Source organism: Thermoflexibacter ruber (assembly GCF_900113045.1).
In the GTDB taxonomy this organism is placed as follows: Bacteria; Bacteroidota; Bacteroidia; order Cytophagales; family Thermoflexibacteraceae; genus Thermoflexibacter; species Thermoflexibacter ruber.
Genome location: NZ_FONY01000033.1, coordinates 35,593 through 62,138 on the forward strand (window position 1 = coordinate 35,593; position 26,546 = coordinate 62,138).

Consider the following 26,546-nt stretch of genomic DNA (forward strand, 5'->3'; position numbering starts at 1 on the left):
AATCAAGTCAATCAGTAATTCTACTTCTTGTTATAGATTTTTAAGAGAATAACTTATTCAATTTGATAAAATATTTGCGAACTTTACAAAAATAAAAATAATTACATTGTTATGAGTCGCCAAAGATTGATTTTTATTATTGCATTAATGAGTATAGCCTTACTTGGATTGATAGGGTTGCAATTCTATTGGATAAATAATGCAATACACTTAAATGAAGAGCGTTTCAAGCAAACTGTACACGACGTTATGAACAACGTGGTAAAGAGTTTGGAACGCAGAGAAGCTCTCATGATTGCCCAAGAAAATATAGACCGTTACACAAGTGTAGTTAATAAGCGTACACTCAAACTTGATTCTACAGGTACAGCACGTTGGCAAGAAGATAAAATCATTAAAAGTAAGCGGATTTTTAATAATGATATGCTGGAGCAGAAAGGTTTAGAGGTTCAAGTGGAAGAGGAAGCGGTAATTAGCAAGACAGGATTTGCAAAAAGGTTGCTTCATGGACAACCAATTATCTCTGAGAACTTTAAAGATATACAAAATAAACTGCTCAATGACTCTCTGAATTATACCAAAAATATGCAAAATAAGCAGTTATTGAGGTATATGAATAAATCAGAAATGGTTTCGGTGGTATTAGAGCATTTAGTAAACTTTGATAAACCTATTGAGCAACGCATTAATGCACATTTATTAGATTCTCTTATTCACTTAGAGTTAGTAAATAAAGGGCTGTCCCTCCCCTATTACTTTGGCGTAGTAGATACCAGAAATTATGCTCTTTTATTTATAGATAGCGTTGCTAATAATGCTGAGATGTTACGAGCTGGCTTCCACACGCAGTTATTTCCCAATGATGAGTTTGCTCCTCCTTCTATTTTATATTTACATTTCCCTGATAAAAGAGGTTATATTTTAGGGGAAATGATAACAGTATTAGGTTCATCAGTAGTTTTCGTATTAATTATTATTTTTTCTTTTGCCTCAGCGGTCAATATCATTATTAAACAACGCAAACTTTCTCAAATGACCAATGATTTTATCAATAACATGACTCATGAATTTAAGACTCCTATCTCTACCATTTCTTTGGCTTGTGATGTGATGCAAGATACTGATATTCGCAAAGATGACCGACAGTTAGACCGTTATTTGACCGTCATCAAAGATGAGAATGAACGATTAGGGCGACAGGTAGAAAAAGTATTGCAAATAGCCTCTTTGGGCAAAGGAGATTTTAAACTTAAAGTGCAAGCCTTAGACATTAATGATGTGATAGCCAAAGCAATTCAAAATATCGCTATTCAGATAGAAAATAGAGGAGGCAAAATCGATGTAGATTTCAATACAGAGGAAAGTATTATCGAGGCAGATGAAGTACATCTTTCTAATATCATTTACAATCTTTTAGATAATGCCAACAAATACTCCCCCAATGCTCCCAATATCAAAGTAAGTACTGAAAGTACGAAAAACGGAGTAATTATTACAGTTTCAGATAAAGGTTTGGGCATTTCTAAGGACACTATCAACAAAGTTTTTGAGAAGTTTTATCGAGTTCCTACGGGTAATGTGCATAATATCAAAGGTTTTGGCTTAGGGCTAAGCTATGTAAAAACTATGGTTGAGGCACACTATGGTAGTATTAGTGTACAAAGTGAGTTGGGGAAAGGAAGTGATTTTACTATTTTCCTTCCTTTTAAACATGAGCCACAGGAAAAACAGTAAAGACACAACTTACTGTTGCATATACTTTACAAATTCAGGAAATGCAAGTTCGGGAGCGGGAAGTTCAGGGTGCCAGCGTTTTTCCCACTCAAAGCTGTAATAACCTTTGTAATGATTTTCTTTCAAGATTTTTATTACCTCAGTTATTGGTGAATTACCCTGTCCTAAGAAAGTATATTGGAAAGAACCATCTGCTTTCACTATACCATCTTTGAGATGCACATGGGCTATATGGTCTTTTAAGGCTTGGTACATGGCTATTGGACTTTGGCGTGTAATGATAAACATATTGAAAAAGTCCCAAATCAAGCCTACATTCTTTCTGTTCACTGATTTCATAATTACCAGCAAATCATCAGCTTGTACCACATCTCCATGTGTTTCTAACAAGATTTTTACCTTGCTTCCTTTGGCGTATTGGCTTAGTTCTAAAAGCGCAGAAGCTATTTTTTCTAAGGTGGCTTCTTTGCTGTACTCCTTTGGGAGATTATTAGGGAATACCCTAATGTATGGGCAAGCTAATTTCTCAGCCAAATCTATGTATTTTTTGGCATGGTCTAACTGTTCCTGTCTTTTGTTTCCTTCGTGAAAATGTAGATTGGCGGAAGAACCCAAGTTAATGATTTTCAAATTACTGTCTTTTGTTTTTTGGAGTGTAGTTGCAATATTAGAAGGGGAAAATTCAGAACACTTAGTCAAGTCTATTTCTTTGCCTAATCCTCTTATTTCTATGCCCTGATACCCTAAATTTTTTGCATTCCGTAAAATATCTTCCCACGTCCACTCAGGACAACCTAAAGTGGAAAAAGATAGCTTTAAAGGTTTAGGTTTCATTTTCCAAGCAAAATGAATCGCAGGAAGTGCAAGTAAAAAATCACGCCTATTCATAAAAGATAATATGTTTTTATGTCTGACTTACAGAAGAATTGCCATTAAAATTAGAAAGTATATTTAATTCAAACGTATTTTTTACAGTAAAAAAATTTTTTTATCTTTGAAAAAATTTACCAATAAACAATATGGAGTTATACGGAAAAATCTTACTGATTGCTATGCCTATATTTTTGGCGGCAGTTTTATTTGAAAAATGGCTTGGTTGGTACAGAGGAAAAGATACCTACCGCAATATGGACATGATTTCGAGCCTCAGTTCAGGCATTACCAATGTAGTCAAAGACGTACTGGGACTGAGCGTTTCTATCCTTACTTATGATTATATGGTCAAAAACTTAGCCATTTTCCAAATCCAATCTACAGTTTTAGTTGTTCTCATTGCCTTCATTGCCCTTGATTTTCAAGGTTATTGGGTGCATAGAATAGCCCATCAGATTAATTTTTTCTGGAATAAACACGCCATTCACCATAGTAGCGAGGATTTTAATTTGGCTTGTGCCTTGCGACAAAGTATTTCTTCTTTTATAAATTTATTTACTTTTTTCCTGCTTCCTGCGGCTATTCTTGGTGTTCCAACTGATGTAATTACCATTGTTGCTCCTATTCACCTTTTTGCCCAATTTTGGTATCATACCCAGCACATTGGGAAAATGGGCTTTTTAGAAAAAATCATCGTTACGCCTTCGCATCACAGAGTGCATCATGCTATCAATCCAGAATATTTGGATAAAAATCACTCACAAATATTCATCATTTGGGATAAGTTATTTGGCACATTCCAAGAGGAATTGCCTAATGTGCCTCCTGTCTATGGCATTACGCGCCCCGCAGAAACTTGGAATCCTATCAAAATTAACTTCCAACACCTTTGGCTACTTATCAAAGATGCTTGGCGTACCAAGAGCATAAAAGACAAGTTTCGTATATGGTTCATGCCTACTGGCTGGCGACCTGCTGACGTGATAGACCGCTACCCAGTAAAAAAAATAGACAATGTTTACGAATATCAAAAGTACGAGCCTGTAAGTTCTTCTCTATTAAACGCTTGGGCTTGGGTACAGTTTACTTGTGTTACGCTTTTAGTATTTTATTTTTTTGGAAACTTAGGTAGTATCGGCACACCCAATATTTTTATTTATGGTGGATTCATTTTCCTTACTGTCTATAGCTACACCGAACTTATGGACAGAAACCCCTTAGCTTTGGCATGGGAAACAGTAAAGAATATACTTGGCTTAGGCTTTATCCTTTATACAGGCGATTGGTTTGGTATCAGCAATGTATTTAGTTGGGGAAAATATTGGGTGATGGCTTACTTCATTACGGCTACTTTTGCTACTGCTTATTTTGTACTTTTTGAAATTCGCAATGATGTAAAATCAACAGGAAAACTTGCTTGGAAATTATAAGTAAATCAATTAGATAGAAGGATTTTTACCCAACTGATTCATAAACAGTTGTTGTAAAAATCCTTCATTGGGAACTTCTTTAGGGACTATGACAGGTGCTTTCTTGACAAACTCCTCTGCCTCTTGCATGATTTTTCCTAATACTTCATGGTATTCTGGAAATTTTTGTAAGTTATTATGTCCACCTCCATTGATAAGATAGACCATAGTTTGCTCTGGTTTGATATTTGCCAAATCTCTGCTTGCTTTTGGAGCGATAAGCCTATCATGCGTACCGTGAATGATGCGTATGGGGCATTTAACGAACTGCATCCATAAATAAGTGCGCAAACGAAAACGCAAGATGAGGTCTATGGGTAAAATGGGCAAAATCCTTTTTGTAAGGCGTGCCAAACTATAATAAGGAGATTCCAAAATAAGCATAGCAGGATTGTTCTTAGAAGCAATCTTAGTGGCAAAGCCAGAACCTAAGGAACGCCCATAGACAACTATCTGATTTTCAGGATACATTTTAGTTAGTTTTTTATAAATTCGTTGGAAATCATTTTTCATGCCTATCTCGCTACGCCTTCCTGTGCTTTTGCCAAAACCTCTATAATCTACCATAACTACATCAAAGCCATGCTTAGTAAAGTCGGTAGAAAACTTACCCCACCCTTTGATGCTCCGACTATTACCGTGAAAATAAAGCACTACGCCTTTGGCATTAGTTGCAAAAAAGCGTAGTGCATTGATAGTTACTCCTTTTTTTATATGGAAAAATATTTCTTCAAACGGGAAAGAATATTTATACTCAAAATCTTGCGGTAATTTCTCGGGCTTAAATAGGAAGCGCTCCTGAATCTTAAAAACGATAAAATTGATTATGACATATACGCATAAAAGCAAAGCAAGAAAAGTATAAATATCCATAAATCAATATTTTATCAATCTCTTTTAATTACATCTGTAGAATCTTTTTCACGATCTTCCAAATACTTTACAGGCTCTGCATAAATAATAGATTGCAAAGTATCACTTTCTTTGAAAGATAAGTCATCGCTGAACTCTTGTTGCCAAGATATAATTTTCTCTTTGATAGGAAGATGATTGCGATGAGTCAGAAAGTCAAATAAGATACTTAGCATAAGATAAAGAAACAGGAATACCACAGAAGGTATTATCATAGCGAGTGTCTTGTCACTATTTTTCATGTTTCCTCCTTTCTTAAAAATATTATTTTGATAGAGTATGTATGAGTAATGTTTTGAAAGCAGATGAAAGGTAGATATTTTTACTGTAAAAAGCAAAAAATACATCTACTTTATTTGTCAGACTTCTTTACAAAAAGTTTTTTACACTGTTTGTCCCCTACCCTACTCCTTTGCAAGAAGTCCACTGATATTCCTTTCATATTACAACTTATCTATTAAAAAAGTTCTACAAAAAATACTTGCTTACCTATTGGACTTGTTTGATAAAATTGATAACTCCTTGCATATAAGTTTGTTGGTCGTCATACATACTCATGTGGCTACCATTAGGACAAAGTAAGAAACTTCCGTTTTGCACTTCTTTTGCCATCCATTCCATGTGTTTAGGGTCCATAGTGTCATGCGTTCCTCCTATGATTAGCGTAGGAACTTTGATATTTTTGAGGTCATTTTTCCTGTCCCATTTTTCCAACCTGCCTGAAATTCCAAACTCACTGGGTCCTTGCATGATTACATAGATTTGCTGATTAGTCTTGCTTAGTCCCCTATTCATTGGGTCAGCCCATTGTTCTACAGGCATACGGCAAACGTGTTTAGGATAAAAATGCGTCATGAGAATATCCATGTATTTAGGATTTCCGAAATCGCCTTTTGCTTCTAACATTCGGATAGAATCTACGGCAGAGGCAGGCATTTGCTTTGCCAAAACTTCTTCTGCATATTTGTCATAGTCTATACAACTTGACATCATATTAGAGATAATCAAGCCTTTGAGGTTATCTTGGTATTTCAAAGCATATTCCATTGCCAAAATTCCACCCCAAGAGTGTCCTAAAAGGAAGAAATTGCCTTTGGTTAGCCCTAAGGCAGTTCTTACTTGCTCTACTTCCTCCACAAATCGCTCAATAGTCCACAAAGAAGTATCGGTAGGCTGGTCGGAATAGGTAGAGCCTAACTGGTCATAGTAAATAAACTCTATGCCTTCCTTTGGCAAAAAACTTTCAAAGCACTCAAAATATTCATGGGTAGAACCCGGACCGCCGTGCAACAAAAGTACTTTTTGTTTAGGGTTGTTCCCAAAACGCTTTGTCCATACTTTAAACTTTCCAATAGGAGTTTCAATAGGGATAAGTTGAATTCCACCTGTTTGCACACCCTCAGTACGTACATTGAAGTAATCGCTTTCTTTAATCGTAACTTGCTTGTTTTCCTCATTTTTTACACAAGAAAACATCAATACAATAGCAGAAAATGCCAGTAAAAATTGTTTCATTTTCATACAGAATTTAAAGTTTGTAAAATCAAATCAGCAAGTAAACATTTTTATTTAATTTTTGTTTATTTGTTAATATTTTTGTTCAAATAAAGGTTTTGTTGTTCTCCCCTACCCTTGCAATTTATTACTTTAATTAACAAAAAATTATCTTAAAACAAGATTGCTTGATAAAATTGGAAAGAATTTTGCCAACTTATTTATCATTTATTACAAGTGTATTCAATAAACTTAAATTTTGAAAAAATGAAAAACATTAAAAAATTTGCCTTATCTATGATAGCAGTATTGGCTGTACTAAGTGCAAAGGCACAGACAGCTGATGAAATTATCAATAAATATTTGGAAAATATAGGAGGTAAAGATAAGTGGAAAGCGGTTACTTCTGTCAAAATGGCAGGAAAAGCCAAAGCACAAGGCATGGAAATACCTGCAACCTTTTTGCAAGCAACAGGAGGAAAACAAAAAATTAGTATTTCAGTTCAAGGCATGGAAATTACCCAACAGGCTTTTGATGGCAATACAGCGTGGGCGACTAATTTTATGACTATGAAAGCGGAAAAAATGGAAGCAGAGGACAGTGAGAACATGAAAAAAGCGGCAGGAGATTTTCCAGACCCATTCATAGATTATGCGACAAAGGGGTATAAAGTGGATTTAGAAGGAAAAGAAAAAGTAGAAGGAACAGAATGTTTTAAAATCAAACTTACTAAAAAGCCTGAAATCGTAGAAGGTAAAGAAGTCGAGAATGTGGTTTATTACTTTTTTGATACACAGAACTACGTTCCTATAGTAGTTAAAAATACTATCAAAAAAGGTCAGTTTAAAGGAGCTACGCAAGATATGGTTTTCAGTGATTATCAAGAAGTGAATGGACTGTTTTTCCCATTTTCTATGACAATAAAAATCAATGGACAAGCAGCACAATCTGTAACATTTGAAAAAATAGAAGTGAATGTACCTGTCGAGGACAAGGACTTTGCTCTTCCAGCAGGAAACTAAGGGTAATCCTGTTTGGAAGTAAAATTATGCCTTTACTTCTTGTTTAATTCAAAAAATAATTTTACCTTTGCTAAACATTTTGAAAGAGCATATTAAAAATGGGGAAGTGATTCCCCTTTTTTATTCTATTTACTCTAAATACAATGGATTTGAAGCAAAAGATACGCACTCTTGTTGAGGAGATACTTCCTGAGGATTTATTCTTGGTAGATTTGAAAATCCACGATAAGAATAATCGGTCAAAAATAGTGATTGCACTTGACGGCGATAAAGGAATAAACCTTGACCAGTGCGCAGAAGTAAGCAGAAAAGTCGGAGAAATACTTGAAAATCAGAATATTTTTACTGAGAGCTATGTATTGGAAGTTAGCTCTACCGGCATAGACCAACCACTCAAAATGAAACGTCAGTATCTGAGCAGAATAGGCAAGAAACTGAAGGTTGAGTTGTTGGACGGTTCTATTGCTCAGGGGATTTTGAATGCCGTTACAGAGGATAAGATAGTGCTTTTGAAAGAAGAAGAAAATAAAAGAAAAAGTAATAAAAAAGAGAATAAAAAAGCAAAGCCAGAAGACTTGCTCATAGGGATTGCTTTTTCGGAAATTAAACAAACCAACGTGTTAATCAGTTTTAATTAATTCATTTTTAATTATATGGACGCAAGTACATTAATTGAATCTTTTACAGAATTTGCCAAGCAAAAAAACATAGACCGTCCCACGATGATACGTATATTGGAAGACGTATTCAGAACGATGATTAAAAAGAAATATCATTCTGACGAAAACTTCAATATTGTCATCAATGTGGACAAAGGGGACTTGGAAATTCTTAGATATAGGCAAGTTGTTGCTGACGACGCTGAGGATATAGACCCCAATACACAAATAACCCTTTCCGAAGCTAAGAAAATAGCCCCCGACTTTGAGGAGGGAGAGGAAGTAGCTGAGAATGTAAGCATTGACGGTGATTTTGGACGCAGACTGGTACAAACTGCTCGTCAGACTTTGATTCAGAAAATTAAAGACCTCGAGAAAGAACTACTTTTCCAAAAATATAAAGACAAAGTAGGCGAAATTATTACGGGAGAAGTTTATCAAATCTTGCCTAATAAAGAAATCCTTTTGTTAGATGCAGACAAAAAAGAGTTGATTTTGCCAAAATCCGAGCAGATTTATAAAGACCGTTTCCGCAAAGGTGATAATGTAAAAGCTATTATCCACCGCGTAGAAATGATAAATGGTACACCCAAAATCATTCTTTCTCGTACTTCTCCTCTGTTTTTAGAAAAACTTTTTGAAAATGAAGTTCCTGAAGTTTTTGACGGTGTAATTACTATCCGCAAAGTAGTAAGGGAGCCAGGCGAAAGGGCAAAAGTAGCTGTAGAGTCTTATGATGACAGAATAGACCCTGTAGGGGCATGCGTAGGCATGAAAGGTTCTCGTATCCATAGTATTGTGAGAGAGTTGGACAATGAAAATATAGATGTCATCAACTATACGGACAATGTAGAACTGTTCATTTCCAGAGCATTAAGTCCTGCTAAAATCACCTCTATCAAGATAGATGCGGACAAGGGACGCGCCTCTGTTTTTCTCAAACGTGACCAAGTTTCTTTGGCAATAGGCAAAGGAGGTCAAAATATCAAATTGGCAGGCAAGTTAGTGGGTTTAGAAATAGATGTATTTAGAGACCAAGAAAACCCAGAAGAAGACGAGGAAGATGTAGATTTGGAAGAGTTTGGTGATGTCATTGACCAATGGATCATAGACGAATTTCATCGCATAGGTTTGGACACAGCCAAAGATGTGCTCAATATGAGCCGTGAGTTACTCATCAAACGCACTGATTTAGAGGAAGAAACTATTGATTTTGTGTTAGATATTCTGAAAAAAGAATTTGAATAAGCCTATAAGACATCTTATTAGTCAAACTTTGGTAAGGGGAAATAGAAACTTTACCAAAGTTTTTGTTTTTTCAGATTTTCCTCTAATTTTGGAAAATTAACAAGCGGAAAAATTATGTAAGCATGAAAAATTTACTTTTTATATTTATCGTATCTGTGCTATTTTCTTGTGGAGCAAAACAAGCACAAGAGTCTTCTGCTATTCCCGAAGTAGAGGAAATTTCCGTAAAAAAGAAAAAAAAGAGAATTTTTATTGCTGAAAATACCAAAGAAATCCTTACAGAAGGAGATGCCATTGTAGAAATTAGTTATCCGCTTTTTAAAAATACAGCAAACTTTGTGGCATTAGATTCGCTCAACAATGAAATTAAACTTTTCATAGAAACCACCGTCAATGTTTTTGAATCAGCAGAAGACGGCATAGGCATAGATACTGATGAAAAAGTAGATACTATCAATGTAAAGGCAGATGAAATAACTCTTTACAAAGGCAATGCAGGCACAGCAACAAGGAGTTTATTCATAGACTATAAAATCAACCATCGCTCTCCCGAATATGTAGAAATAGACTTTGGTATATCAAAGTACTTAGGAGGAGCGCATCCTATGCACAGTACCATTATGTTTCACTACGACCTCAGCAATAACAAATACGTCGAGATTACTGATTTATTTGGCAAATATGAGTATTGGGATACACTAAGAGCGATTTGTAAGGCAGATTTACTGGCAAGGCGAGAGGAAATAGGAACCAATGAGGAACATATCTTATCGTACTTGAATAGTGAAGACTTGCATTTCAGAAATTTTACAGTAGCCAATGATACATTATCTATTTATTTTGAACCTTATGAAGTCGCTCCTTATGCCGCAGGACCTCAGGTAGTCAAAATTCCTTTTTCAAATTTATCCTCCATGATTGATAAAAGTAGTTTACTTTTCCGAGTAGGAAAAAATAAACTGTAAAGTACCTATTTCAGTGAACTCCAAAAAAGTCATAGTATTTGTATTTTTTCTTTTTACTTGGGTAGAGAAAAGTCTTGCTCAGCAAGTATTTTTTTGTCGCAATTATCATTCAGAAATCACTTATAATGAACTACTTAGTACTCATTCAAACACTTTCAAAATAGACCCTATCAAAGGAGATAGCATTTTTCTTATTTTTACCTCTTCTCAACATATTGTTAAGCCTAAAATATATGTATTTATTGACAAGAAAAATGCACAAGGAAAATTTGAAGAGTTTGATAGCCAACGAATTAGTATTGAGGAAACCGAACAGAAAATAGCGATACATAAGTACCTTTTTAACAAAGAAGGTACTTACAAAATTATTTTTGCCAATGCAGAAAAAAAGGAAATTATCTCTGCTATGCTTAATATCAACTTTGAAACGAATCTTATCTTTTGCGAGCAGGTGGACAGAAGCGATTATCCTGTTGACTATGAATCTTTTTATAAAGGCAAAAATAAGAACTTATTTAAACTCAATGAGAATGCTCAGACTGATTTATACGTCTATTTGAAACTTTCTAAGCCTATTGGAAGTAAAGAGGTGTTTTTAGAAATTTATCAACATGACGGAAAGGGTTACAATCATTTAGTGGGTAACACTCGCTTTTCTATCAATCCAGCATGGGAATATACTTATTTCAAAACCAAATTGGGCAAGATTGGTAAATATAGAGTAAGGATTAAAGATGATAAAGGTAAAATATTGGGAATGAACTATTTAGAAATAATTGATTAATGTTTTACTCAAATAGCATAATGAAGGTTTCTATTACATAAATTAAGCCCAAAAGTAGTAACATTCCTACTGCAAAAATAAAAGGAGAGATACTGATATAGAATGATTTACGATATTTTTCTTGTTTGTATACTTTCCACGTTTGAAAAATAGACCAGATGGTAATGATAGGAAAACCTATTCCCCCAATAGCCCAAGTCATATTCCAAGCAATATTTTCCCCACCACTTGTATAAATCTGTATAGGTTTGATTATCAAGGCAAAAAATCCAAAAAATAAAGTAGCGGGAACAAATAGCCCCAACATGATATTGATAACTACTAAGGCAGGTTTAATTTCTTTATTAAAAAAAGGATGTTCTTCTTCCATGTATTAAATTTTTGATGTAAACTTAATCTACTTTGGCATCAAATATACCTGTTAGGATTCTGCCATTGCGTTTTACCTGCACCCATATCCGATAGTTGCCTGCTTTGGGAAAAGTATAAGGGAAAGAAACACTTGCATGGTCTTGGTGCAAAGAATCTTGAGCAGTGTGCCTCATGCTGGTCATAAAATACTCGTTCCTCTTATCTTCACTCAGCGTTTCCAAATAAGTCAAAAACTTATCAATGCTGTCTTTGAAAACTTTGCTATTAGGGAATTGGGTAGTAAACTTTTTGTCATCTGTATTGATGCGTGCTTGCAAAATTTGCTGTGCGGCTGAGGAGTAACTGCCCGTTGGGTGTAGGTGAATATACACCGTTCCGTCATCTTTGACTACGGCGGCGTGTCCCATCATACCTAAGTACGGTTCTAATTGGGTTTTTTGTCCTTGTGGAGCTTGCACAGAAAATTTCAAAGGGTACAGTTTTCCTGCCTCTAACTTAGGATTCTCTTGCCAAATGATGGAAGAACTGTCTTGCAAATAGGTTTTTACACCGGGACTACCGCAAATCGTTATGCTCTCGCTTGTTAGGATAGGAGATGTAGCGTTCAGAGGATTGGTAATCACGTAAGTATCATCTTGGTCTGTATTTTTTTCTGCATAGGAGTTTGCCGACAACCTTTTACTTTCGCTTTCAGATATTTCCACAGTATCTGTAATTGTGTGTGTTTGACCGGGATAGCGAACTATATCTGCATAGACCAAATATTTTCCTGCGGGGAGTGGCGGTAAAATGCTCTCAAAGGTTAGCGTATCCTTGCGAACAGGGTGCAAGTGCGCAAAAGCGTCCATAGTCCCCTGCCTGACTAAGAATAGGTGCATGAGTTTTCCATGGTCAGGAATGAGATAACTTGTCCACCTATTTCTTACGGAGTTCGAGTCTATTTTAAACTCTAAAATGAGTTGGTCATCAACTTGTTTAATTTTGGAATCAGCTTCATAGGGCTTATACATAAATCTTTGATAGTTTGATGCCCAGCTATCCCACCAGGATTTCCCACCCCAAAGGATTAGAAGGAGAACTACTCCTGATACAGTCATACCGACTATTCGCTTTCTTCTTAGCTTTGCCGTAAGTTCTTCATTAGGAGCAACTAAGCCATCGCTCATACTTGCCCCTATGATAGTAGCCATGAGCACAAATAGCAATGCTCCTAAACCAGCTAAAACCCAGCCTAAACCTGCGTCCATAGTTTTTTTTGCAGTAGAAACCGCAACTAAAGGAACTATTACCTTTTCTTTGCCTAAACTTCCCTTTATCTCTACAGCGATGCTTGTTGTACCTGGTTCCATAAGCCAAACCTGTCCCTCATAAGTATTGGCTTGAGTGGGTAAAGCCTCATCTACTTTGGGGGCACCTTTCTCCCCTGCATACCAATACACAGGGAAAAGTGTAATTTTCTGAATTTCGCCTGACTCTACAATAACACTTACTTTGGCAATCCCTGGAATTACATCAGGAGGCAAAACATTAACCAGTACTTTATATTTTCCCGCCATACCTTCATAGATGACACTTGGACTACCTATGTGGGCATGGACAAAATGAACGCTAATCAAGAAAAGAAAGTAAAATAGTATTATAATTTTATTCATAAGAAAATCCATGATTAAGATGTGTGAATTTACAAAGAATCCCTTTTCTGCAACTGTTGCAACTGTTCTTCTTTTTGCTTGCGAAGTAAATCTAACATATATTGAGGAGATTTCTTGTACTCTTCGTATTCTATTTTTCGTACTACTCGCCTGATGTCTGCCGCAATCTGCTCATTCTCTTTGTCCATAAGTTGCGCCCTCTGGTAATGCCTAAGAGCATCTGTAAGTTGTTTGAGATGATACTCATAAATAGCAGCAAGGAGGTAATGCCCTTGTTCTATGTCAGGTTTTTGCACTAATACTTTACTGAGGTATTGCTCTGCTTTTACGTAGTTTTTTTTGTTTACGCAGTAAAGTCCTAACTGATAGCCTGCCTGCCATATCGTAGCGTCTAAGTCAAATGCTTGGCTGTAAAGCACCATAGCAGAGTCAATACTTTTCAAATTCCACAAGGCTCGCCCGTGGGCATAGTAAAAATAAGCGTCTTTCTCGCAGTTTCTGATTGCTTCTGAGGTATAGCGCAAGGCTATCTTATAAGCTCCATAGTTATTGTACAAGTCTATCAAAGCACGATAGGCTTCTTTGTAATCTTTTTTTAACTCTATTGCTTTGTTGAGGTAACTTACCGCATTGGTAGTGTCTTGAGTTTGAAAGTAAGTAAGTCCACGATAGTAATGCACTTCAGCTAAGTTGGGTAATATTTCCTGAACTTTCCCAAGATAAGTCATCGCCTTAGAAAAATCTTTGGCATGGTAATACATTTTTCCCATGAGCATATCCGCCTCTATTTGCACAAAGCCCTTTTCTTCAGCTTTTTTGACGGAGGTAAGTGCCTTGTCATATTCTTCTTTTATTTCGTGAGTTTTGGCTTTTACAAAATAATATTCTGCTTTATTAGAATCTAAGGCTATGGCTTGGTCGATGTCCCTCTGTGCCAGATTTTCTTTTTTTGCTTCTAAGTTTAGCACCGCTCTGCGAAAGTAATAATCTGCTACATTAGGGTAGTCCTCAATGACTTCGTTCATGTAGCTGATTTGCTTTGCCAGTCTCTCTTCCTCTTGAGTAGGCAGAGGGGCTGCCTGCTCTTGCGTTTGTGGTTGGCAAGAGGTAAGGAGTAAATATGAAATATGAATTAAGACGATGAATTTTACAAGTTTTTTCAAAGCCATAGCTACCAATTTTACTGCTAAGATAGCAAAGTTTTCTGTATCTATTACAATTTTTTTTAAAGGCAAAACTTCTTTTCTATACGGTGAGTTTATTGAATGTAAATTTTAGTATCTTTGCGACCAAATAACGACACTATGCACAATACTTATCGCAAATTTGGAATCATTACGATTGTAGCGGTGTACTTACTCATTTTAGTAGGTGGAATAGTTCGTAGCACGGGGGCAGGCATGGGCTGTCCTGACTGGCCTCGGTGTTTTGGGCAGTGGATCCCCCCTACCGACATTAGCCAACTACCAGCTAACTACAAAGAAGTCTTTAAAGTACAAGGGAAGGAAATTGCTGATTTTGATGCTTTTAAAACTTGGGTAGAATACGTAAACCGTCTTATTGGAGTATTAATTGGCTTATTCATTTTCATTACTTTTGTTTTATCTTTTGCTTTTTTCAAGAAAGATAGATTGGTTTTTTATCTATCGTTTTTGTCTTTCTTCTTAGTGGGTTTCCAAGGTTGGTTAGGCTCGGTCGTGGTGGCTACTAACTTGAAGCCTGTTACCATCACGCTGCACATGATTTTGGCTTTAGTCATAGTAAATCTGCTTATCTACACTGTTACAAGGTCTTATAATACCGTTTTTCATACAGAGCAGGTTACAAAAAAAGGATTACTGAACACAATTTTCATTATCTGCATGGGGCTGATGTTAGTGCAAATCGTATTAGGAACGCAAGTACGAGAAACGATTGATGAAATCTCAGCATCTTTAAACTACACAATGCGAGATACTTGGATAGAAAAAATGGGGCTAAGTTTTTACATACATCGTTCATTTTCCCTGCTTATTTTAGCACTGCATATTTATCTGTTGTATATCTTGAAAAGAAATGTGCAAGCACAAAGCAGGCTAACGGCTTGGACAAATATTTTGGTGATTTTGATAGTAGCGGAAATTACAAGCGGGGCAGTAATGGCATATTTTGCTATTCCTGCGGTTATGCAACCTGTGCATTTATTGCTTGGTTCGCTCATTATTGGAGTACAGTTTTTGGCTTTGCTAATGATAAATTATCAGCGTGTTTTCAAATCTCAAATAGAGGAAGTGCCTGTGTTGATTTGAGAAAATCAGCCTATTATGACAATTAAATTTTATATTATACGTTTAAAATCTTTTTTTGTTTAATCAATGTCAAGCATAGCAACTAAAATATCGGTAGAAGAATACTTGCAACAAGAGGCGAAAGCCAAGTTTAAAAGTGAATATCACGGAGGCAAGGTAGTAGCTATGGCTGGGGCTAACTTTAATCATAACATATTGGTTAGTAATATTATAGGGCTGTTGTGGCAATGTATGCAAAAAGAAGATTGTTTCGTGCTTCCGAGTGATATGCTTTTAGCTTTACCTGAATGTGACAAGTTTGTTTATCCTGATGTAACGATTGTTTGTGAAGAAGCAAAATTCACTGAACAAAGATATGGCTTAGATGTTCTTGTCAATCCAAACATTATTATAGAGGTGCTTTCAGACAGTACAGAACTATATGACCGCTCTGACAAGTTTCGCTGTTACAAGACTTTACCAAGTTTAAAGCAGTATGTATTGGTTGCATCCGAGGAAATGTTAGTAGAAAGTTATGAGCGTACAGAGGATAATTTTTGGTTACTTCAATCAGAAGAAGACGCACATAAATCTATCAAAATCGGAAAATGTGATATGTTGTTGTCTAATATTTACAGAAAAGTAGGTTTTGGCACTCAAAATAAAAAGAAATAATGACCAATAATTTTAACCGTTCTTCATCTCACGACTCGGTGCATGAATCTGCCCTGAGCTTAAATTCTTTGGCTTTGAAAGCAAAACAGTATCAAATTCTTTTAAAATTTCGCCTTACTGCCTTAGTCATTTTTTCTGGCATCTTTGGCTACTTATTGGCAGGAAATGGCACTATCAATTGGGCAAGTTTTATAGCCTTCATCATAGGCAGTTTTCTCATTACAGGCTCAGCCAACACTATCAATCAAATCATTGAAAAAGAAACAGATAAGCTGATGAAACGCACTGCCAACCGCCCTTTGCCTACAGGAAGATTAAGCATTTCTGAAGCCACTACTTTTGCCATTTTGCTGGCTTTGGTAGGTACGGTACTCATGGTAAGTTTTGTCAATGTACTTGCCGCTTGCTTGAGTCTGTTTTCTTTGATTTTGTACGCTTTTGTCTATACTCCACTCAAACCCAAAACACCTTTTGCTGTTTTAGTCGGGGCGTTCCCTGGTGCCTTGCCTCCCCTTATCGGTTGGGTAGCGATGACAGGGAATATCTCCATAGAAGCAATGCTTATTTTTTCTATCCAATTTGTTTGGCAGTTCCCTCATTTCTGGGCAATAGCATGGGTAGCGAATGATGAATATGCTAAGGCAGGTTTTAAACTTTTGCCTTCTGAAGGAGGTCGCAATTTCAACAGTGCTTTCCAAATTATGATTTATACTATGTTTTTGATTCCTTTGGGGATTTTACCTGCTCGTTTTGGCATGGTGGGCATCGGTTCAGCTATCGTAGCTACTATTTGTGGGATTTTATTTCTGTTCCAAACCTTTTATTTGCTCAAAGAAGGTACGAATAAGGCGGCACTGAGGCTGATGTTTGGCTCGTTTTTTTATCTCCCTATCGTGCAAATTGCCTACTTGATAGATAAGTTATAAGTAATTGAAAAAGATACTTTTGTACCTCAAATTGCACCTTTCTGAACATTGGGAATATGGTTGGGAAGGTGTAGCTTTTTTAGTAGGTTTCCCTATTTTTGTTTTTACTTGCTTATTTTACAATTTTGCTACTGACCTCGATATTTACTTTCACGGCTCTCCTTTTCAGTGGTGGTTCAAAGCATTTTTTTATGTTTTCCCATTTTTCACTGTTACTTTCTCATATCTCTTTCTTTTTAAAAAACAAGCAATACTAAAAAAGCCTGATTTTTGGTTGCTCTGCCTGCTGATAGTTTTTATCTTATTTTTAAATCAATATGCCTCTCTTTTTGATGCTAATAGCTTTGATTCCGCTTTGCGTTATTTTTTCAAAAAGTTGTTTTTCAATATAGATTGTTGTATTTTTTACCTTTTACTTCCTCTAAGTTATTGGTTTTTAGTACATAAAAAATCAAATCCTGAATTTCGGTTTTATGGAATGAGCAAGGAAGGTTTCGAGTACCAAACCTATTTATTCATGCTTTTGGTGATGTTGCCTTTGCTGTATGGGGTTTCTTTTCGTTCTGATTTTTTAGAAACCTACCCGCGCTACAAAGCAGGCATGGCAGAACATTTTTGGGATATTTCTCCTTTTTGGACGATAAGTGCCTATGAATTAAGCTATTCTATGCAGTTTGTATGCTTAGAAATCTTCTTCAGAGGCTTCATAGTCATGGCATTAGCCAGATACTTAGGGAGTGGCTCGGTTTGGGTCATGGTAGCTGTTTATGTTTTTATCCACTTCAATAAGCCTATGTTTGAGGCAATAGGCTCTTTCTTTGGAGGCTACATTTTAGGTGTCATTGCCTACTACTCAAGGAGTATCTACGGCGGAATGTTCATACACATTGGGGTAGCTTTGGCTATGGAGTTTTTTGCTTTTTTGCAGCAGTAAAGTGAATATCCTCAAAAGAGTATAATCTTTTACAGCTGACAGGTTTGCGAAACCTGTCAGCTGTGAGTATAGTTGCGATTCAATTTAGAAAATCAGAATTAAAATCAATTTATATCTAAAAATTAAAACTTTATTTCACCTGTAAAATACAAATAGGCAAAAATTGCCGCTAAAGCTGCTAAGATAGCCAGAGTAATCTTAATCCAGCTATAAGGTCTTTCGCCCTGAACTTCGCCTGTACGTGCATTGACCAAGAATCTATATACTTTATCATTGTATTTGTAAGAACTAATCCAAATAGGCAGGAGAATATGCTTAAACGTAATATTATCATATTCGGTATTTAAGGAGTGAATACGCTGATGGTCGCCTCCAATTTTCCTACGTACTGCTTCACGAATAGCACCGTCCATAATACCTTTGGCATACTCAAATCCTTGCTCTAATTCTATTTGGTACGCCTCTGTTTGAAAACCGCTCAAAAACTGCTCATCATACGGTACTAATTTTTCTAAATCCCAAGGTTCTAAGGCTTGGGCATAGCTTCTTGGCAAGGAGTTGCTGGCAACTACTAACACATCATCAAAATTTTTATACACACTCCCCGATACATAGTGCCATCTTGTTTTTATCACTGCTCTTGTTTGCCTATTGCCGTTGCTATCTGTATAGGTTTCCGTTTCTGTATAGTTATCTCCTCTTTCACCTGTATAAGTACTATAAGTATTGGAATCATACGTCCAATAGGGTATATACATTCCTTTCAGTGCCTCTGTATGGCGAGCAATACGAGAAAGGTTATTAGGTGCAAACCAAAGAGAATTTAGCCATTTCTTGAATAAGTCGACTGCTTTCTTATGGTCTATGAAAAAGGGAAGCAATGCTTTGGGCTTAATAAGGGAGGATATACTTTGTTTGTCTAAAATCAAACTTGTGCCACAAAAAGCACATTCATCTGAGGTAACATTGGGTTTAAGCGTAGAAACTGCTCCACACCCAGGGCATTTTACCGTAGCTACTTCTATCTTTTGTCCTTTGCCTTTGTTATGTTTTAAAAAAGAAAGATAATCTATCTCTTGAATAGCCTCGAGGATTACCTCTTTTGGCTTTTGTTCTATTTTATTATGCACACCACAATACGGGCAAGCAATAGCATCAGTACCCGGTGCAAACTTTAAAATTGCCCCACAGTTAGTACAAGAGAGTTGTTGGTTTACGCGGTGCTTAGGTTCAGAAAACTCTTCCATAGTATAGGACTTTGTTAGTTAGAACATAAAATTAGTATTATTCTTGAAAACTAAGCCACCTATTTCAAATTTTTAATAAAGATAGCGTTGCCAATCATTAGAATTTTAGCAACGCTATAAGTTTTGCTTTACAAAATTATACCTCTATCCTTTTTTAGGCAAAGTCCCAAATACCCAGTCCCACAATGGAGAAGAAACACCAAAAGCTACGTCATCATCTTTATAATGGTGAATGCTGTGATTTATCCATAAAATACGAAGAAAATTCTTAGGCGGAGGAAAAGCATGAACTATATAATGCACTCCTAAGTAGCTTCCGTACCCTAAACCAAAACCTGCGGTAAATCCGAAAGCATATTCGCCCATGATTAGATAAAATAGCCCAAATAACAAACTAATAATAGTAGCACTTAGTACTGGTGGCATTGCTAATCTATCTTTGTCTTTGGGGTACTCGTGGTGAACTCCATGAAATTTATACTGAATATCTGCTTTGACAGGAGTATCAGGAAGCATGTGAAAAACGTAACGATGCACCAAATACTCTACTAAGGTAAATACTAAAATACCAACTAAAAAAGGTAGCACAATAGATAGTAATGTCAATTCCTTAAATACAGCCCCGTAGTATATTAAAGCAATAGCGAAAGTAGTAAAAATACCAATAGGGACTAAGATGTGTGTACGAGTTAGCCTCTCTAAAAATGAATTTTCAAATAGCTGTTTGCGACCATTGTGTTTCGGTGAAACTGGCATAGGTTTCACATAAGAAGATGCTTGTTCCATGTTAAAAAAATGTTTGATTTAAATTGTTTGAATTAACTTATTGATTATTAAAATACGAATAAAAAAAATGTATTTGTTTATAGGTCAATAGCCACGCAACAATAAAAACTTCACATCTGTAAAGACAAAATTTTTCAAAAAAAGTTTCACTTTTCTAAGAAAATTTATGAATAGACTAAGCCTTATCTACTAATTCAGTAAAATCAGCACTACAAGCAAAAAATGGATAGTTGTCGAGACTCAATTCCAAAATAAAAATATAAAAAGACCAAAAAGTAATAGTATTATCAAAGGAGGAAGGGCGACCGTTTTTTCAAAATGCCAAAATCGTAAATCAAAAGTACGATAAGCACGATAAGCACAATACCAAGAATAAAAAAGTAAACCACTGACTAACAGTGCAATAGGATAGCTATAAAGTGGATTTATTTGATACATGCTAAAAAAGACCAGCAAAAACAAACCTCCTGTGATAGCATTTACCTTGTGCCATACAATCTGGTTAGTAGTAGAAAAAAAGTGCAGGTGCATCGCTCCAAATCTTTGGAAAAAGTAAGCTATACCAAAACAAAACCATAACCTAATCTCAGGAAACTGAGTTTTAGAACCTATAAAATGCAGCATTATATCTCCTATTAGGCTTGCTAAGACAAATGTTCCCACAAAAATCCAATGAGAACGCATCATGCCTTGCTTAGCAACCCCTACCAGCACTGCCTTATTACCTTCTGCATACAATTTGGCTAATCTTGGTAACTTGCTGTAAAGAGGAGCTTGTGCAAACTCATTGATGATTTCTATTATTCTCAAACCTAATAAAAACATTGCTGCTGACGCTCCTGCAAAAGCACCACCAATGTATAAAGAAGCAAAACGCAAAGTCCCAAAGGAAATCAATACACCCAACCCACTTCTCCAAGCTGTTTGCCAAATAATAGGGAAAATTGATGAATAAGACTCTGTTTTTTGAAAAGTATTAGTAATGTTACTATCTTCTTTCTCTTTCTTCAACATTCTATTGGCTAACCAATGATTTACACCTATTCCTATCATTACCCATACTTGGCTGGCGACTATCATTCCCAACAATCCGCCATTCAACAGCAATACAGATAAACTACTCAAAATCCCCCCCAGTGCAATCAAAACCTCCCAACGCCGTAGTATAGCTACTTGATTCAATCCTTGCAAGCAAGCACTGTATTGATTGGTACGCAAGTAAAAGAGAGAGGCAAAAACTATCACACCCCAAGCCCACCAGCCTTGATTAGCTTGATTTTGTAACTTTTCAATAGGGACATAGACAAAGTATGTGCCTACTGTAAGCAGCAAACCAAAGGAAATCAAGGTCATGCGTGTATATACTTTTTGCATTACCTTGATTATCTGTGCTATCAAAGCCCAATTAGACGTTTTTCTAGCATCATTTTGATTATTCACTAAATTGGAGAAAGAGTAGAGGTCTTTGGCACCTCCTTTGGCAAAAGCTATTAAACGAGCGAAAGTAGGTGTAAATCCCATATCTACAAGCAGTTGAAGGCTCACCACTTGGGCAAACATAAACCAAAGTGTAATTTCTTCTTGGCTAAAAGTTCGCAATACCAAAGGTAAAACCACTACTGCTGAGAGAGAACGAGTAAGAAAACTCCCCCAAGTCATTAAGGTTGGAGATTCCCACAAAAATAAGAAAAAACCTTTGAGCGAGGAGAAAGAAGTAAAATTTTGTAAACTCATTAAAATAAAGTCTTGTCTATGGATATACAGTCCCCTACCCTACCCTTTTGAATACCAATACTACCCTGTTAGGGATATAAATTTGAAGGAAATTTTCCGTGCCGCTTTCTGTTGCCTCGGGCAGGGTAAAGTATTCTACTTCTGGTTTTATGCGATTAAAACCACCAAACTGCTCATCATCAGAGTTCAATACTATTTCATACTTACCTGCTTGGGGCACCCAAAATTTGTAATCAGGGATAGAGTGAGTAGTATGAAAGTTAAATACAAAAATGAGTTCCGCCCTTTCAAAAATCACAATTTTATTTACCTCGTCCATATTTAACTGGCGAGCAGGGTTACGGCTTGGAATATTTTTAAGTAGTTGATAGTCAGTAGCTAACTTTATTATTGCCTTATCAAATTGTTTAAGGTATTCGTATCTGAGCAATTTATTGTCCACTAAACTCCACTGTCTTCTGGCGTACTTGTAACTCCACCCATTCCCCTCTCTGGGAAAATCAATCCACTCTGGATGTCCAAATTCATTACCCATAAAATTGAGGTAGGCATCTCCTCCTAAACTCATAGTGAATAAGCGAATTAACTTATGCAGTGCGATGCCTCTGTCCACTGCCAAGTTAGGAATATCCTTGCTCATAGAATAGTACATCTCCTTATCCATAAGCCAAAAAGCAATCGTCTTGTCCCCCACTAAGGCTTGGTCATGAGATTCGCTATAAGCTATCGTTTTTTCATTAAAACGGCGATTAGTAAGTACATGCCACATGTCGTGGATATTCCACGTCTCATCGGGGTACTCTTTAAGTAGTTTTATCCAATAATCAGGAATCCCCATGCCCAAGCGATAATCAAAGCCTAAACCTCCCTCTAAGATAGGACGACATGTACCCGGCATTCCGCTCATGTCCTCTGCAATAGAGATGTAACGTTCATCTAAGCTGTGAATCAGTGCATTAGCTAACTGTAAATAGGTTAATGCGTCGGTATCCACACTCATATCAAAATACTGGCTCAAATTGACAAAAGAAGTTCCTAAACCATGGTGATGGTATAACATAGAAGTTACGCCGTCAAATCGGAATCCATCAAAACGAAACTCCTCTAACCAATAACGCACATTAGACAATAAGAACTGTAAAACTTCTTTTTTCCCGTAGTCAAAAAGTTTAGAATCCCATCCGTCATGATTGCCCTTGCCTCCTGCATGAAAATATTGATATTCAGTACCGTCAAAGAAATTTAATCCTTCATAAATATTTTTGACTGCGTGAGAATGAACAATATCCATAATTACAGCAATCCCTAATTCGTGTGCTTTTTTTATTAAAAGTTTTAAATCCTCAGGTGTGCCAAAACGAGAAGAAGGGGCAAAAAAACTCGATACATGATAGCCAAAAGAACCATAGTAAGGATGCTCGTGAATCGCCATCATCTGTATTGCATTATAACCTAAATCTTTTATACGAGGCAAAATATTTTCTGCAAATTCCAGATAAGTACCTATTCCTTCTTTTTCCTGCGCCATGCCTACATGACACTCATAAATCAATAAATTATCCTTTACCTCATCGAGTATCTTGCTTTGATTTGCTTCATCTCCTTCCCAATCAAATACTTGCTTGGGATTCCATAATTGGGCAGAAAAATCTTTGGTGGTTTCATCTTGTATGACTCGCCTAATGTAAGGAGGAATACGCTCTAACTCTCCTGCTTGGGAGTGAACCAAGACTTTAAATTTACTTTCGTGAGTAAACTTTTCACTATACGTTTTATCATCTAAAAAAATTTCCCAAATACCATCTTTTCTACGTTTTAAAGGATGGGAAACCCTGTTCCACTCGTTAAAATCACCAATTAGGAAAAGGGCTTTGGCCGCAGGCGCCCACTCTCTATAGAACCATCCCTGTGCCTCCTTGTCATAGTTCAAACCTAAAAAAAGGTGGTTGCCCGCAAAATCATATAAACTCCCATAAAGATTTTCTATTTCAAAAATCATATTGTGTACGTGAAGAAATCTTCTGGTAATTTCTTGGTTATAGGGTACAAGCCAAGCATCATTTTTGGTTATAGGCAAATAGCGAGCATGTCGTTTCATAAGTACTTAATTGTTTATTTCTTGAATATGAGTAAGACAAAAGTACATTTAATTTTATATAAGTTCTTACAATTAGGCTAATAAAAATAAAACCTTCCCACTCTCGAGGGAAGGCAAAGAAGTACTTATAATTTTTATTTGACTTCTGCTATTAAATAGCTTGCGTGATTATTCCTATAAAAACATCGGTTTCATTACCGTTTTCATCTTTGAATCTTACGTACACTTTTTTCTCTCCGTTCCCCGGTGTAAGTTGCCAGCGATAATTTTCTTTGTAAGGAATCCAACCTGCATTAGTAAAATCTGCATTATTGCTAATCATCATAAAGATAGCACCTTTGGCTTTGAGTTTCAAGTTTACGTTGCGGTCAATATCTTCGGTATATTTTGCCCCATCATTAATAGTAATGCTACAATCTTCTGGCGGTGTACTATCCCATTCAATATCGTCAAAAGCTATTTTCGATTCGTTATTAGACTGGTCTTTAAACCTTGCATATACTACATTTTTACCTTGCTGTGCCAACTTCCATTCCATAGAGGTTGCATAGGGAACCCAATTTACTCCTGCAAACGTAGTATCTGTACTTACCTTCATGTGCGAAGCCCCTCTTGCAAAGAGAGTTAAAGATACCTTACCATTTTTATCATTGGTTACTTTTTGGTCTGCATTGATTAGCACCTTAGGGTCTAAGGGAGGCTCTGAATCTACTAAAATCTGAGCAGAAACAATCTGAGTTTCATTTTTTGCATCATCTATAAACTTTACGAACACTTCTCTCATTCCATCAGCTGTGCCTTCTAAGTTCCATTTTGTACTATTTCTAAACGCCTGCCATCTTGCTTTAATAAAGCCTTTGGAATTGCTAATCATCATATATTTAGCATCATCGGCATTCAATTCCAAAGTAACTTCTTTGTTAGGATTGTTTACAAATCCCTTTTCAGCAATAATTTTAATTGAGGGATTGGCAGGAGGAGTTCTATCCACAATAACACTTTCTTTCATTACTGGTGTAATGTTTCCAAACTTATCTTTTAGCTGCACATAGATAGTTTTTTCACCTTCCCCGTTGCTGAAACTCCACTGTCCGAAATTTCCTTTGAACGGAATCCATGAGGAATTGTCTTTAAAATCTTCGTAATTACTGATACGCATTTCACGAGGCTCTCCAGAAGCCATAATTTCCAATGCTACCGTAGGCGTCTGCGTGTATTTACTTCCTCCGTTAAGCCTAATGCGAAAGTTATCAATGCGAGCCTCTACATCTTGTGATTGAGCAACTTGAATGCTTAGTATGGTCAAAGGTAGAACTAAAAATATTTTTGTTAAAAATTTTTTCATTGCATGAAATAATTTAAAATGGGTTATTCTGTTGCTTTAAATATCAAACATAATACTGCAAATCTCAACTACTCAAAAAGAGTGCAAATATTAAATTATAGTAAAACAAAAATAGTATTTCTTAGACAAATAATCCCCAATTTTAAGCAATATTAAGGTAAAAAAGGAATTAAAATATGCTTATTTTAACATTTTATATTAAGGTAGTAATTTCTTAGAGTACTAAAAAACAAAGGACTTCAAAAAATTATTTATCTCAATAGTCCTCAAAAAAATCATTATTTTGCTATTTACTTACTTTATAATCTGCTTAGTATGCTCTTTGGCTTTAACTTTCTCAATAATATCCATAATTTTACCTTGCTCGTCTATGACAAAAGTAGTTCGGATAGTTCCCATGTAAGATTTTCCATACATTTTTTTCTCTTTCCATGTATCGTACAATTCGTGTATCTTTTTATCTGTATCCGCAATCAATCTAAAAGGAAGCTGGTATTTTTCTATAAATTTTTGATGCGTTTCGACATCATCAGTACTAATGCCTATGACTTCATAGCCTTTTGAAGTAATAAAATCATAATTATCTCTGAGATTACACGCTTGATTGGTGCATACCTCTGTCAAATCTTTGGGATAAAAATACAAGATAACTTTTTTTCCTCTTAAGTCAGAAAGTTTGACGGTGCGATTCTCTTGGTCAATTCCTGAGAAGTCTGGTGCAATATCACCAATTTTTAAGTTTGTCATATTTTATTTCATAATGGGTTAAATTCTCTCCCTAAACTATTTAGAGAAGTAAAGTGTTTGCGGAGAAATGCTCATTTTTGCTAAGTTAACCAGAGCCCCTCCACAGTAAGAAGTATGTGTGAAAATACCCGCTAATTAGGTATTAACCCTTGTAATATTTTCAATTAATTAAATTACAACTTCAAGAAAATTTTTACGTTACTTTAATAAAACTATTTATCAATATATTAGCCCCCTTTAAAATGGCATTGTTTATGTTCTTTACCGCTTAACATCTATTAGCTTTTATGATTTTTTAATATTAACGTGAGTTATTGAGGTAATTGCTTAAAAGTCAATTTTTTATGATAAAAAATGTTCAATATTAATAAATATAGTATATTTGAAAATTACACTAATCAAAGAATACTATGTACTTAATATTGAACACAACAAAACTAATAGAAATTTACATTACTTGTGATGACTTTGCTAAAAAATTTGAACAGTATCAATTAAGTCAAGGACAAGTTGTACCACAAGAAAAAATGTCTTGTTCAGAAATCATGGCAATTGTGATTTATTATCATATATCAGGCATGAAATGTTTCAAATATTACTAT

At 35.8% G+C, this 26,546-nt stretch carries 24 protein-coding genes and 1 pseudogene; 12 read left to right on the top strand and 13 right to left on the bottom strand.

The window, feature by feature from the left end; genetic code table 11:
- The first annotated feature begins 111 nt into the window (after nt 1-111).
- Nucleotides 112-1,734 carry a sensor histidine kinase gene (locus BM141_RS16670; protein WP_091548604.1) on the top strand — a complete coding sequence of 541 codons (1,623 nt, stop codon included), beginning with the start codon at nt 112-114 and terminating at the stop codon, nt 1,732-1,734.
- A 9-nt stretch (nt 1,735-1,743) separates the two neighbouring features.
- Here BM141_RS16670 and BM141_RS16675 read toward each other — a convergent pair whose 3' ends face one another.
- On the bottom strand, nt 1,744-2,622 hold the full coding sequence (locus tag BM141_RS16675; RefSeq protein ID WP_091548605.1) for a sugar phosphate isomerase/epimerase family protein: 879 nt from the start codon (nt 2,620-2,622) through the stop codon (nt 1,744-1,746).
- A gap of 131 nt (nt 2,623-2,753) precedes the next feature.
- Here BM141_RS16675 and BM141_RS16680 point away from each other — a divergent pair, with 131 nt between their 5' ends.
- Nucleotides 2,754-4,037 (top strand): sterol desaturase family protein, encoded by a 1,284-nt coding sequence (locus BM141_RS16680; protein WP_091548606.1) that lies wholly within the window; start codon nt 2,754-2,756, stop codon nt 4,035-4,037.
- A 9-nt stretch (nt 4,038-4,046) separates the two neighbouring features.
- Here BM141_RS16680 and BM141_RS16685 read toward each other — a convergent pair whose 3' ends face one another.
- From BM141_RS16685 to BM141_RS16695, 3 genes are all read right to left on the bottom strand, one after another.
- On the bottom strand, nt 4,047-4,949 hold the full coding sequence (locus BM141_RS16685; protein ID WP_091548607.1) for an alpha/beta hydrolase: 903 nt from the start codon (nt 4,947-4,949) through the stop codon (nt 4,047-4,049).
- A gap of 14 nt (nt 4,950-4,963) precedes the next feature.
- The gene (locus BM141_RS16690) at nt 4,964-5,230 is read right to left on the bottom strand and encodes a hypothetical protein (RefSeq protein ID WP_143090967.1); all 267 of its coding nucleotides are present in this window, start codon (nt 5,228-5,230) and stop codon (nt 4,964-4,966) included.
- Nucleotides 5,231-5,477: 247 nt separating this feature from the next.
- Complete coding sequence (locus BM141_RS16695) at nt 5,478-6,509, bottom strand: proline iminopeptidase-family hydrolase (protein WP_091548609.1); 1,032 nt, start codon at nt 6,507-6,509, stop codon at nt 5,478-5,480.
- A gap of 240 nt (nt 6,510-6,749) precedes the next feature.
- Between BM141_RS16695 and BM141_RS16700 the strand changes: the two genes are divergently transcribed.
- The 5 genes from BM141_RS16700 to BM141_RS16720 all read left to right on the top strand — a co-directional run bounded on the left by BM141_RS16700 (nt 6,750) and on the right by BM141_RS16720 (nt 11,161).
- Nucleotides 6,750-7,505 (top strand): outer membrane lipoprotein-sorting protein, encoded by a 756-nt coding sequence (locus tag BM141_RS16700; RefSeq protein ID WP_245764088.1) that lies wholly within the window; start codon nt 6,750-6,752, stop codon nt 7,503-7,505.
- A gap of 143 nt (nt 7,506-7,648) precedes the next feature.
- The gene (locus BM141_RS16705; RefSeq protein WP_091548610.1) at nt 7,649-8,143 is read left to right on the top strand and encodes a ribosome maturation factor RimP; all 495 of its coding nucleotides are present in this window, start codon (nt 7,649-7,651) and stop codon (nt 8,141-8,143) included.
- A gap of 15 nt (nt 8,144-8,158) precedes the next feature.
- Nucleotides 8,159-9,412 carry a transcription termination factor NusA gene (gene nusA, locus BM141_RS16710; protein ID WP_091548611.1) on the top strand — a complete coding sequence of 418 codons (1,254 nt, stop codon included), beginning with the start codon at nt 8,159-8,161 and terminating at the stop codon, nt 9,410-9,412.
- 122 nt (nt 9,413-9,534) lie between these two features.
- Entirely contained in the window at nt 9,535-10,377 is an 843-nt protein-coding gene (locus BM141_RS16715) for a DUF3298 and DUF4163 domain-containing protein (RefSeq protein WP_091548612.1), read from the top strand.
- A gap of 13 nt (nt 10,378-10,390) precedes the next feature.
- Nucleotides 10,391-11,161 (top strand): hypothetical protein, encoded by a 771-nt coding sequence (locus BM141_RS16720; RefSeq protein ID WP_091548613.1) that lies wholly within the window; start codon nt 10,391-10,393, stop codon nt 11,159-11,161.
- Nucleotides 11,162-11,165: 4 nt separating this feature from the next.
- Here BM141_RS16720 and BM141_RS16725 read toward each other — a convergent pair whose 3' ends face one another.
- Genes BM141_RS16725 through BM141_RS16735 form a run of 3 tightly spaced genes read right to left on the bottom strand, consistent with a single transcriptional unit; the run spans nt 11,166 to nt 14,420 of the window.
- The gene (locus tag BM141_RS16725; RefSeq protein ID WP_091548614.1) at nt 11,166-11,531 is read right to left on the bottom strand and encodes a hypothetical protein; all 366 of its coding nucleotides are present in this window, start codon (nt 11,529-11,531) and stop codon (nt 11,166-11,168) included.
- A gap of 22 nt (nt 11,532-11,553) precedes the next feature.
- Nucleotides 11,554-13,185: a hypothetical protein gene (locus BM141_RS16730; protein WP_091548615.1), complete on the bottom strand. Its 1,632-nt coding sequence runs from the start codon at nt 13,183-13,185 to the stop codon at nt 11,554-11,556.
- Nucleotides 13,186-13,214: 29 nt separating this feature from the next.
- Nucleotides 13,215-14,420: a tetratricopeptide repeat protein gene (locus BM141_RS16735; protein WP_091548616.1), complete on the bottom strand. Its 1,206-nt coding sequence runs from the start codon at nt 14,418-14,420 to the stop codon at nt 13,215-13,217.
- A gap of 69 nt (nt 14,421-14,489) precedes the next feature.
- On the opposite strand from BM141_RS16735, the gene BM141_RS16740 reads away from it, so the two are divergent.
- The 4 genes from BM141_RS16740 (at nt 14,490) to BM141_RS16755 (ending at nt 17,987) form a co-directional block, all read left to right on the top strand.
- On the top strand, nt 14,490-15,473 hold the full coding sequence (locus BM141_RS16740; RefSeq protein ID WP_091548617.1) for a COX15/CtaA family protein: 984 nt from the start codon (nt 14,490-14,492) through the stop codon (nt 15,471-15,473).
- Between the two features lie 66 nt (nt 15,474-15,539).
- Complete coding sequence (locus BM141_RS16745; RefSeq protein WP_091548618.1) at nt 15,540-16,127, top strand: Uma2 family endonuclease; 588 nt, start codon at nt 15,540-15,542, stop codon at nt 16,125-16,127.
- A complete protein-coding gene (cyoE, locus tag BM141_RS16750; RefSeq protein WP_091548619.1) occupies nt 16,127-17,053 on the top strand; it encodes a heme o synthase in 927 nt (308 codons plus the stop codon). The genes BM141_RS16745 and cyoE overlap by 1 nt, the downstream gene beginning before the upstream one ends.
- 4 nt (nt 17,054-17,057) lie before the next feature.
- Entirely contained in the window at nt 17,058-17,987 is a 930-nt protein-coding gene (locus BM141_RS16755; RefSeq protein ID WP_091548620.1) for a CPBP family intramembrane glutamic endopeptidase, read from the top strand.
- A gap of 122 nt (nt 17,988-18,109) precedes the next feature.
- Here the strand turns inward: BM141_RS16755 and BM141_RS16760 are convergent, their stop codons facing one another.
- The 6 genes from BM141_RS16760 to bcp all read right to left on the bottom strand — a co-directional run bounded on the left by BM141_RS16760 (nt 18,110) and on the right by bcp (nt 25,944).
- A complete protein-coding gene (locus BM141_RS16760; RefSeq protein ID WP_091548621.1) occupies nt 18,110-19,234 on the bottom strand; it encodes a TFIIB-type zinc ribbon-containing protein in 1,125 nt (374 codons plus the stop codon).
- Nucleotides 19,235-19,378: 144 nt separating this feature from the next.
- Nucleotides 19,379-20,020, bottom strand: a complete 642-nt coding sequence (locus BM141_RS16765) for a sterol desaturase family protein (RefSeq protein ID WP_245764089.1) — start codon at nt 20,018-20,020, stop codon at nt 19,379-19,381.
- Nucleotides 20,021-20,260: 240 nt separating this feature from the next.
- A complete protein-coding gene (locus BM141_RS16770; protein WP_091548622.1) occupies nt 20,261-21,754 on the bottom strand; it encodes a hypothetical protein in 1,494 nt (497 codons plus the stop codon).
- Nucleotides 21,755-21,788: 34 nt separating this feature from the next.
- On the bottom strand, nt 21,789-23,852 hold the full coding sequence (locus tag BM141_RS16775; RefSeq protein WP_091548623.1) for an alpha amylase C-terminal domain-containing protein: 2,064 nt from the start codon (nt 23,850-23,852) through the stop codon (nt 21,789-21,791).
- A gap of 151 nt (nt 23,853-24,003) precedes the next feature.
- Nucleotides 24,004-25,197 carry a hypothetical protein gene (locus BM141_RS16780; protein WP_091548624.1) on the bottom strand — a complete coding sequence of 398 codons (1,194 nt, stop codon included), beginning with the start codon at nt 25,195-25,197 and terminating at the stop codon, nt 24,004-24,006.
- Between the two features lie 294 nt (nt 25,198-25,491).
- A complete protein-coding gene (bcp, locus tag BM141_RS16785; RefSeq protein ID WP_091548625.1) occupies nt 25,492-25,944 on the bottom strand; it encodes a thioredoxin-dependent thiol peroxidase in 453 nt (150 codons plus the stop codon).
- Between the two features lie 410 nt (nt 25,945-26,354).
- Here bcp and BM141_RS23045 point away from each other — a divergent pair.
- Nucleotides 26,355-26,546, top strand: a pseudogene (locus BM141_RS23045) (IS982 family transposase); the annotation flags it as partial.